The following is a 9,569-nucleotide window of genomic DNA, read 5'->3' on the forward strand; positions in this document are numbered from 1 at the left end:
GCAGAGGTGGGTTCCACCTTTTGAGCCTGGGGAAACTTGTCTCTGTAGAGATATTGACCAGGAAGCCCCTACTTCAAGCGTAGCTAAGTAGGGGTAGTTCACTCAAAGAATACGGGGAACCGTACACAACAAAATAGTTTAAATCATTATACGTAAAAGTTCATTAACAGGATTTCCTCGCAAAGCTCTCCGTTTAAAGCCGGGAGAACGCATAGTTAGCGGCGTTAATCGTTGCGTCGATGTCTGCTTCGGTGTGGGCCGTGGTCAAGAACCAGGCCTCATACTTCGACGGCGCGAGGTTAATGCCCTGGTCGAGCATCAGCTTGAAGAACCGGCCGAAGAGCTCGCCGTCCGTATTCTGCGCTTCCTCGTAGTTCGTCACAGGATGGTCGCAGAAATGCGCCGAGAACGAGCCGCGAATTTGATTGATCGTCAGCGGAATGCCGTATTCCTTAGCTGCCGCGTGAAGGCCTGCGGCAAGCTTAGTGGCAAGTGAGTTCATCATATCGTAGATGCCTGGCTCCAGGAGCAGCTCGAGGCAGGCGATGCCTGCGGAGATGGAGGCAGGATTGCCTGCCATCGTGCCCGCTTGATAGGCAGGACCGAGCGGAGCGACCTGCTCCATGATAGCTTTGCGTCCGCCGTATGCTCCGATCGGAAGGCCGCCGCCGATGATTTTGCCAAGCGCGGTCAAGTCCGGCTCTATCGCCTTGGGATCCGGGAATGCGACATAGGTTTGCGCTGCCCCGTAATGGAAGCGGAAGGCGCTAATCACCTCGTCATAGATGACGAGCGCGCCGGCCTCGCGCGTAAGCTTGCACAAGCCTTCAAGGAAGCCTTCATGCGGCATCACCATGCCGAAGTTGCCGACAATCGGCTCGACCATGACGGCTGCCGTATTGTCGCCCCAGCGCTCCAAAGCGGCCTTCAATGCCGGCAGGTTATTGAACGGAACTGTAATAACCTCGCTTGCGATGCTGGACGGAACGCCTGCGCTGTCCGGAATGCCGAGCGTGGACGGACCGGAGCCTGCCGCTACGAGCACGAGATCGGAATGGCCGTGGTAGCAGCCGGCGAACTTAATGATTTTGGTCCGTTTCGTATAGGCGCGGGCCACGCGAATCGTCGTCATGACGGCCTCTGTGCCCGAGTTGACGAAACGCACTTTGTCCATAGAAGGAACAGCTTGCTTCAGCATGCGGGCGAGCGTTATTTCCAGCTCGGTCGGCGTGCCGTACAGCGTGCCGTTCTGAGCGGCGCGTACGATCGCTTCCGTAATATGCGGATGGGCATGTCCGGTTATAATCGGGCCGTATGCGGCTAAGTAGTCGATGTATCGATTATTGTCGACATCCCAGAAATAGGCGCCCTCGCCGCGTTTCATGAACACGGGCGCGCCGCCGCCTACCGCTTTGTAGGAACGGGAGGGACTGTTTACGCCGCCGACGATATGCTGCAGCGCTTCTTCATATAGCTGTTCGGAATTCGTTCGTTGTATGATCATGAAAGGTATCCTCCAGTAGGTGATTTAGTTATCTCGATTCTTATTGGCATTCGCCGGCAACAAAATACACGCAAACGGCGTATGCCGCTGCGTGTATTCTTAAGTTACTGCTGAGTATTGCCGGCAGCGCCGTCTGCCGAACCGTCAGCAGGCGTGCCTGTTTCCGCAGGCTCAGGAACGGTTTGATCCTGCTGGAGCGTCATTTGGACGAAGGAGCGAAGCTCGTCCTCGTCGCTTATTCCGATGACGGACGCGCCGCCGACATGGTCTTCGGAAATCATCTCCATCGGCGGAATTTGGGTCGTGCCGGCAATTCGGCTTTTTACGCCAAGCTGGCCAAGCTTCAGCATGTCGCCGACGCTTATGTTCATATCGATATATGGCTGAACGCTCTCGAGTATCTTCTTCATGCGAACGAGGTTCCATGTCGATTGCAGCTCCTTGGAAACGGCCTGCAGGAAATTGCGCTGACGCTCCGTGCGGGTGAAATCGCTCATGGCGTCATACCGGAAACGGACATATTGAAGCGCCTTGTCGCCGTCGAGCAGCTGATAGCCTTTTTTGAGATCGATATCATATCGGTTTCCGTCCGCATTATCGGTGTAATGCATGTCCTTCTCGACTTCGAAGTATATGCCGCCAATCGTATCGATCAGAGACTTGAAGCCCTCGAAATCGGTGTATACATAGTATTGAATGTCGAGACCGAGCAGGTCGCCGACCGTCTTCATCGCGAGCGGATATTCGCCTAGCGTAAGGGCTGTGTTGATGCGGCCGCGGCCATGCCCTTCGATATTGACGTACGTATCCCGCAGAACGGAGAACAGATGAGCTTTTTTCGTTACGGGATCGAAGGAAGCGACCAGAATAGAGTCAGACCGTGCAGCCTGTCCTTCGTCTACGCCCCGTGCGTCGCCGCCGAGCAGCAAAATATTAACCCGCTCCTTACCTTCCCATTCCGGAACAGGGACAGGTGTGTTTTCAGGATCGATAACCGTTTCCTGTCCGTCCGGGTCGCTGAAATTATCCAATGCATTATATACGCCAACGCCCCAGTAAATCGTGAACGCGAGCGCCGCGCCCAATATAACTGAGAGGCTTATGAACAACCATTTCCATCTTTTTTTCTTATTCGTTTGTTTTCGCATTTCGTTAGAAGTGCTCCTTTCAAGGGCTGTGGACCAGCATAAACCGTTTACGCTTTGCGTGAACTAATGTATTATTACTTATCATAAAATTATAAAGCTGAACGACATGCGGAAGCAAGTTTTATCGTTTTAAGTAAAAAAAAATCGGTATTTCCCAGGAAATGTCGAAGCGAAAGGGGTTATATGAACCAGATGCTGGCCATTGACGTGAAAGATTTACGCAAGCAATTTAAAGTGCAAAAGAACCGTGAAGGCTTATCCGGAGCCCTCAAGGACTTGTTTAAACGCGAGTACAACGAGGTGACGGCGGTCAAAGATATATCATTCCAAATTCCGCAGGGTGAAATTTGCGGCTACATCGGGGAGAACGGCGCCGGGAAATCGACGACGATCAAAATGCTGACCGGCATTTTGGTGCCGACCTCAGGCGACATCAAGGTAAACGGCTATGTGCCCTATAAGGACCGCGAGAAGTTCGTGAACGGCATCGGCGTCGTATTCGGACAGCGCTCGCAGCTTTGGTGGGATATCGGCGTTATCGAATCGTTCCAACTGCTGCGCAAGGTGTACAGGGTGTCCGAGCAGGACTTCCGCAAGCGCCTGAATGAGCTGGTCGAAAGGCTTCAACTGAGCGATCTGCTGAACAGGCCCGTGCGTAAGCTGAGCCTCGGACAACGGATGCGCTGCGAGCTGGTTGCATCGCTTCTCCATAACCCGTTGATACTGTTCCTCGATGAGCCGACAATCGGTCTCGATATCGTCGTGAAGACGGAAATCCGCGACTTCCTCATGCAGATGAACAGGGAGCAGGGAACGACGATTTTGCTGACGACTCATGACCTTCAAGACATAGAAGCGCTATGCTCGCGCGTCATAATGCTCGATGACGGACGTATCATTTATGACGGCAATCTGGAGGAGCTCAAAACCAGGTGGAGCAAGGGCCGCGAAATCCAGTTTCAATTCGCGTCGCAAACGCCGCTCGCCAAGCTGCAGCAGCTGACCGATACATTGGACGTAACCTGGACGTTGGAGAACGAGGTTACCGCGAAAATGTGGCTTCCGCACGCGGTCAGCGTCTCCGATGCGCTTGCCCGCGTAGTAGGGGGAGCGGATATTCGCGATATCAAAATTATCGAGACCAATACGGACGACATCGTTCGCGGCATTTATCAAACGGGCTCGGCGGCGACCTCGAAGGAGACGGCAACGTCATGATGAGCGCTTATATCGATTTTGTCCGGATACGATTTCTGATGATGCTCGCATACCGCGTTAACTATTATAGCGGTATTATTATTTATGCCATTAACATCGGGGCCTATTATTTTCTCTGGCAAGCGATTTATGGCGACCAGGAAACGCTGGCCGGCTTCACGGTGACCCAAATGACGACTTATGTCGCGGTATCGTGGATGGCTCGCGCGTTTTATTTTAACAATCTGGACCGTGAAATCGCCAATGAAATTCGCGACGGCAGCGTAGCGGTGCAGCTTATTCGGCCTTATTCGTACTTGCTCGTCAAAATGATGCAGGGCTTCGGCGAAGGTTTGTTCCGCATGCTGTTGTTCATGATTCCCGGGATGATCATCGTCTGCCTGATCTTTCCGGTCACGCTGCCAACGGATCCGACCACTTGGCTGATCTATTTAGTCATGCTGTTTTTCAGCTTTTTGATTAATTCGCAAATTAATATATTGACGGGGCTGTTCGCCTTTTTCGTGGAAAATAACGAGGGGATGATGCGCATGAAGCGCGTCATGGTCGACCTGTTCTCCGGCGTTGTGGTGCCGATCGCTTTCTTCCCGGGATGGCTTTCCGCTGTGATGCAATGGCTGCCGTTCCAGGCGATTACCTATTTGCCAAGCTCCGTATTTACGGGACGAACGCCGGGCAGCGAAGCGCTGCATGTGTTTGGCGTGCAGGTGCTCTGGTTCGCAGCGCTTCTGGTACCGATATGGCTGACATGGCGCGCCGCCCGTAAGCGGCTGTTCGTGCAAGGGGGGTAATGAGGATGAGATATGCAACGCTGTTCTGGGAATATATTAAAAATTACGCGAAGACGCGGCTCACTTACCGTGCGGATTTCTGGATCGAGGTACTATCGGATCTGCTGTTCCAAGGGATGAACCTCATTTTTATCTTAATCGTGTTCCAGCATACGCCGTCGCTCGGCGGCTGGTCGGAGGCTGAGGTCGTGTTCGTGTACGGCTTCTTCATGATTCCGTACGGCGTGTTCAGCACCTTCTTCAGCATTTGGAATTTCAGCGAGCGGTATATCGTGAAGGGCGAGATGGACCGGGTGCTCACGAGGCCCGCGCACAGCTTGTATCAGGTGCTGCTCGAAAACGTAGATCCGCCGTCGCTCATTGGCTCCTTCGTAGGAGCGGTCATCATGGCGCTCTGCTGGACGCAGCTTGATCTTCCGTTCCATGTGCTGGACGTGCTGATGCTTATGCTGCTCGTGCTTGGAGCTGTGTTTATTTACGCGGGGCTGTATACGGCGCTAAGCGCGATTTCCTTTTATTCCGACGCGCCGACCGGCATCGTGCCGCTCATGTACAACATTCAAAACTATGGCCGTTACCCGGTTAACATTTATAACAAAATGATTCGATTCGTACTGACCTGGCTGCTTCCGTTTGCTTTTGTAGGTGTCATTCCAGCTTCATATTTTCTGGAAAAAAAGGCAGACGACCTGTCGCAGCTGGCGCTGCTGACTCCGGTCATGGGCGTAATCGTGTTCACGCTTGGTTTATTACTGTGGAACCATGGCGTGAAGCGTTATCGCGGTGCGGGATCGTAATGGGCAAACAATCAAGATGAGTTTTTCATGGAGGTGGGTAAGCTGACAGAGCTGAAGGCAGGAGAGCCAGCGCCGGATTTTGTATTGCCGGCTTCAAACGGAGAAATGGTGAGATTAAGCGATTATCGCGGCAGCCGCGTCGTTATTTATTTTTATCCAAAGGATATGACGACGGCCTGCACGCAGCAGTCCTGCGACTTCCGCGATTCGAACGACGAAATGCTGAAATACAACACGGTCATTCTGGGCATTAGCCTCGATACCGTCAAGACTCATCAAAGGTTTATCGAAAAGAAGGAGCTGCCCTTTCTATTGTTGGCCGATACGGAGCATGAGGTATGCGAGTTATACGGGGTGTGGCAGCTGAAGAAGCTGTATGGCAGGGAGTATATGGGACTTGTAAGATCGACCTTTCTTATAGACGAGAAGGGCAAGCTGGTGCGGGAATGGCGAAAGGTACGGGTGAAGGGACACACGGAGCAGGTGCTTGAGGCGGTTCGGCAGTTGTAGGATATTGCGGATCGCTTAACGAGCGGCATGGAGACTTGGCAAGGCTGCCGAAAGCAATAGATCGGCGGCCTTTTCGCTGATCATCATGAAAGAGTAAATTAATGGAATGAGGAAACAATAGAGGAAATCAACTGCAGGATCGCGGGCTTCTTAGAATCTGCCCGTTTAGGCTGGGTAATTTTGGACGTTGACATCCTTTCCGGGTGTTTGTACAATATGGTTTTGTTTGTTCGATAGGAGGGGACTTCAACTGATCAGGCTACATAACATCAGAAAATCGTATCTTGTCGGCGCGGTTTCGGTAGAAGCGGTTCGCAACGTTAGTTTGACGGTTCAAATGGGCGAGATATTCGGCATTATCGGCCATTCAGGCGCTGGGAAAAGCACGCTGCTGCGCTGCGTTAACCTGCTCGAGAAGCCAACCTCGGGCTCGGTAACCGTAGGCGACGTGGAGCTGACCGGCTTGTCGGAGCGGCAATTGCAGCGGCAGCGCAGGCGGATAGGGATGATTTTTCAGCATTTCAATTTGCTTTCGATGGCTACGGTACGCGATAATATCGCCTTTCCGCTAACGCTTGCGAAGCTGTCCAAGGCCGAGGTGAACAAACGGGTCGACGAGCTGCTAAAGCTCGTGCAGCTGGAACAGCATGCGGATAAATATCCGGCGCAGCTGTCGGGCGGACAGAAGCAGCGCGTAGGCATTGCAAGGGCACTCGCGAACAACCCCGACGTGCTGCTTTGCGACGAGGCGACATCCGCGCTGGATCCGCAAACAACGAATTCTATACTTGCTTTGCTGCTCGATATCAATGCGAAGCTTGGCATAACGATATTGCTCATTACGCATGAAATGAACGTGATACGGGCGATTTGCGATCGCGTGGCCGTCATTGATCAGGGCGAGATCGTAGAGATGGGTGACGTGCTGCAAGTCTTTTTGAAGCCGGAGCATCCCGTTACGCGTGATTTTGTCGACCAGGTGGCCGACAGCGGAGCGAACGGGCAGCTGCTGCGGGAGCGTAAGGGCCGTCTATTGCGCATGACCTATATTGGCGATTTGACGTACGAGCCGATTCTATATAACGCTGTAAAGCCGACCTCCGTGCAGTTTGCGATATTGCAAGGAACGGTATCCCGCATGAAGCAGACGCCTTATGGCCAGCTTATTGTGGAGCTGATCGGCGGCGATGAGGAGATCGAGCGCGTCATTGCCGAACTGCGCAAGGAAGGGCTGGAGGTGGAAGCCGTATGATGAGCTTCGAGAACGTTCGTTGGCCGGAGATTTGGGATGCGACGAAGGATACGTTGTACATGATGACAGCCTCGCTTATTTTTACGATTGTTTTCGGTTTGATGCTGGGCATCATTTTATTTCTTACTTCACACAGGCAGCTGCTGCAGCAGCCGATCGTTTACGCCGTGCTTTCCTTTATCGTCAACGTGCTGCGCTCGGTTCCATTCGTCATTTTGATGATCATGATCATGCCGGTTACCAAAATCATTACGGGTACGACGCTGGGCGTCGAAGGCTCGATTCCGCCGCTTGTCGTCGCGGCGACGCCTTTTTTCGCGAGGCTGGTGGAAACCTCGCTGCGTGAGGTTGATCGCGGCGTCATTGAAGCGGCGCAGGCGATGGGCGCAACGAAATGGGATATCGTGCGGTACGTGCTGCTGCGGGAATCCAGTCCGGGCTTGCTCGCCGCGGTGACGATAACCGCCGTGACGCTTGTGTCGTATACGGCCATGTCTGGCGTTATCGGAGGCGGCGGGCTTGGCGACCTGGCGCTTCGTTACGGCTATCAGCGGTTCCAGACCGATGTCATGCTCGTTACCGTAGCGCTGCTCATCGTGCTCGTTCAAGTGCTGCAGACGATTGGCGATGCGCTTGTGAGGCGTTACAGCAGGAAATAGGGTTTAGATATACGTTCAACTTAGAGAGAAATAACAGCGATGGAGGAATAATTATGAAAAAGACAAGCTATATCTTAGTTGCAATGATGCTTATGCTGGCATTAGCGGCCTGCGGGCAACAAAAAGGTGCCGCGAACGATACAAACGGCGCGGAGGCTAATCAAGGTGCGGGCGGAGAGACTCCTGCCGAAGTCATCTTGAAGGTAGGCGCTTCGCCGGTGCCGCACGCGAAACTATTGGAGTTCGTCAAACCGATGCTGCAGGAGCAAGGCGTTACACTTGAAATTATCGAGTTCAACGACTATGTCCAGCCGAATACGCAGCTTTACGAAAAGCAGATCGACGCGAACTTCTTCCAGCACACGCCGTACTTGGAGCAGTTCAACAAAGACAAGGGCTACGACCTCGTTACTGTTGCAGGCGTACACATCGAGCCTTTCGGCGCTTACTCAAAGAAAATCGAGAAGCTCGAGGAGCTGAAGGAAGGCGGCAAGGTCGTCATCCCGAACGATCCGTCGAATGGCGGACGAGCGCTTGCTCTCATGGCCGCTAATGGCCTGCTCACGCTGAAGAAAGGCGTTGGCGTGAACGGCACGGTAGCGGACATCGTGGAAAATCCTAAGAAGCTCGACATTCGAGAGGTAGAGGCGGCTACGCTGCCGCGCGTATTGGACGAGGTCGAGCTTGCGCTCATCAACACCAACTATGCTCTTGAGGCAGATCTTGTTCCGACGGCGGATGCGCTGTTCATCGAGGGCGCGGATTCGCCATACGTGAACATTCTCGTCTCGCGTCCGGAAAATAAGGATTCCGGTGCGATGCAGAAGCTGGCAACAGCGCTTCATTCGCCAGAAGTGAAGAAGTTTATCGAAGACACCTATAAAGGCGCTATTGTAGCTGCATTTTAAGCGCCAAGTTGTTGGGGAGTGCTCCTGCCGGATTGGCGGGGGCGCTTTTTTCTATTTCATCGCGAAACGGGCTTTTGCCGCAAGGAAGGCGACAGCCGTTTTCGCTTGCATTGTAGTATACTGGAATAGACGATTTGTATGTACGGAAAGAGGGGGATGGTTGTGGAGAAGCTGGATTTTTTTGATGGAAATGAAGCCTTTGTCACTAGAGAAAGCATCCTTCAGCTCTTTGAGGAAGTCGACAAGGCATTAAACGGCCAACCTCCAATAGAAGTTTTTGTTGTAGGGTATTCTGCAATTGTATTAGCGAGGAAAAATAATCGGGGATCAAATGACGTCGATATTATTCCTTCGAGGTTCTCCAGAGTTTTCTCCGAGTATGGCCTCGAGGTTTTTGACGAGCATTATTTCTATCAATTTTCGCTGAGAGGACTCCCACTTCTGCAAGTGGCGAGGTGAATCGGTGACCTCCTGAATACGCCCACAAGAAGGTCTTTCCTTCCATATTTATTAGCGGTATAATAAAATTGGAGGGAACATACATTCGTGTGGTTCGTATTTTATGGCTGGAAGGAGGTGAAGTCATGTCAGATTCGAAGTCCACGTACAGGACCCATCAAGTGTGGATCAAACCTGGCCATCGGTTGTTTGCGTACCTGGATCAAGCGTGTCAGAATGCCAAAAACCTGTATAATACGACCAACTTTTACAGCGCGCCTAGCCAAGCTAGGTATAACTAACCGGTGGAAGTCCGGTCGGGGTAAAGACCAAGCTGCCCTGTA

At 52.6% G+C, this 9,569-nt stretch carries 11 protein-coding genes; 9 read left to right on the plus strand and 2 right to left on the minus strand.

The genetic code is table 11. From position 1 onward, the window contains the following. Positions 1-193: 193 nt before the first annotated feature. The gene (locus tag L1N85_RS26080) at positions 194-1,504 is read right to left on the minus strand and encodes a glutamate-1-semialdehyde 2,1-aminomutase (RefSeq protein WP_235241941.1); all 1,311 of its coding nucleotides are present in this window, start codon (positions 1,502-1,504) and stop codon (positions 194-196) included. 104 nt (positions 1,505-1,608) lie between these two features. After that, positions 1,609-2,652 (minus strand): LCP family protein, encoded by a 1,044-nt coding sequence (locus tag L1N85_RS26085; RefSeq protein ID WP_235241942.1) that lies wholly within the window; start codon positions 2,650-2,652, stop codon positions 1,609-1,611. A 192-nt stretch (positions 2,653-2,844) separates the two neighbouring features. Here L1N85_RS26085 and L1N85_RS26090 point away from each other — a divergent pair, with 192 nt between their 5' ends. The 9 genes from L1N85_RS26090 (at position 2,845) to L1N85_RS26130 (ending at position 9,527) form a co-directional block, all read left to right on the plus strand. After that, the gene (locus tag L1N85_RS26090; RefSeq protein ID WP_235241949.1) at positions 2,845-3,870 is read left to right on the plus strand and encodes an ABC transporter ATP-binding protein; all 1,026 of its coding nucleotides are present in this window, start codon (positions 2,845-2,847) and stop codon (positions 3,868-3,870) included. Further along, complete coding sequence (locus L1N85_RS26095) at positions 3,867-4,661, plus strand: ABC transporter permease (protein ID WP_235241943.1); 795 nt, start codon at positions 3,867-3,869, stop codon at positions 4,659-4,661. The genes L1N85_RS26090 and L1N85_RS26095 overlap by 4 nt, the downstream gene beginning before the upstream one ends. Before the next feature lie 5 nt (positions 4,662-4,666). Then, positions 4,667-5,458, plus strand: a complete 792-nt coding sequence (locus tag L1N85_RS26100; RefSeq protein WP_235241944.1) for an ABC transporter permease — start codon at positions 4,667-4,669, stop codon at positions 5,456-5,458. Positions 5,459-5,485: 27 nt separating this feature from the next. Continuing rightward, complete coding sequence (gene bcp, locus L1N85_RS26105) at positions 5,486-5,968, plus strand: thioredoxin-dependent thiol peroxidase (protein ID WP_235241945.1); 483 nt, start codon at positions 5,486-5,488, stop codon at positions 5,966-5,968. A 250-nt stretch (positions 5,969-6,218) separates the two neighbouring features. Then, on the plus strand, positions 6,219-7,220 hold the full coding sequence (locus L1N85_RS26110) for a methionine ABC transporter ATP-binding protein (RefSeq protein ID WP_235241950.1): 1,002 nt from the start codon (positions 6,219-6,221) through the stop codon (positions 7,218-7,220). Then, positions 7,220-7,879 carry a methionine ABC transporter permease gene (locus L1N85_RS26115; protein WP_407946574.1) on the plus strand — a complete coding sequence of 220 codons (660 nt, stop codon included), beginning with the start codon at positions 7,220-7,222 and terminating at the stop codon, positions 7,877-7,879. The genes L1N85_RS26110 and L1N85_RS26115 overlap by 1 nt, the downstream gene beginning before the upstream one ends. A 53-nt stretch (positions 7,880-7,932) precedes the next feature. After that, complete coding sequence (locus tag L1N85_RS26120; RefSeq protein ID WP_235241947.1) at positions 7,933-8,787, plus strand: MetQ/NlpA family ABC transporter substrate-binding protein; 855 nt, start codon at positions 7,933-7,935, stop codon at positions 8,785-8,787. Positions 8,788-8,949: 162 nt separating this feature from the next. Beyond that, a complete protein-coding gene (locus tag L1N85_RS26125) occupies positions 8,950-9,246 on the plus strand; it encodes a DUF6036 family nucleotidyltransferase (RefSeq protein WP_235241948.1) in 297 nt (98 codons plus the stop codon). 125 nt (positions 9,247-9,371) lie between these two features. Then, complete coding sequence (locus L1N85_RS26130; protein WP_235241502.1) at positions 9,372-9,527, plus strand: hypothetical protein; 156 nt, start codon at positions 9,372-9,374, stop codon at positions 9,525-9,527. The last annotated feature ends 42 nt before the right edge of the window (positions 9,528-9,569 follow it).

Origin of the sequence: Paenibacillus alkaliterrae (assembly GCF_021532375.1) — a bacterium.
GTDB classification, from domain to species: domain Bacteria; phylum Bacillota; class Bacilli; order Paenibacillales; family Paenibacillaceae; genus Pristimantibacillus; species Pristimantibacillus alkaliterrae.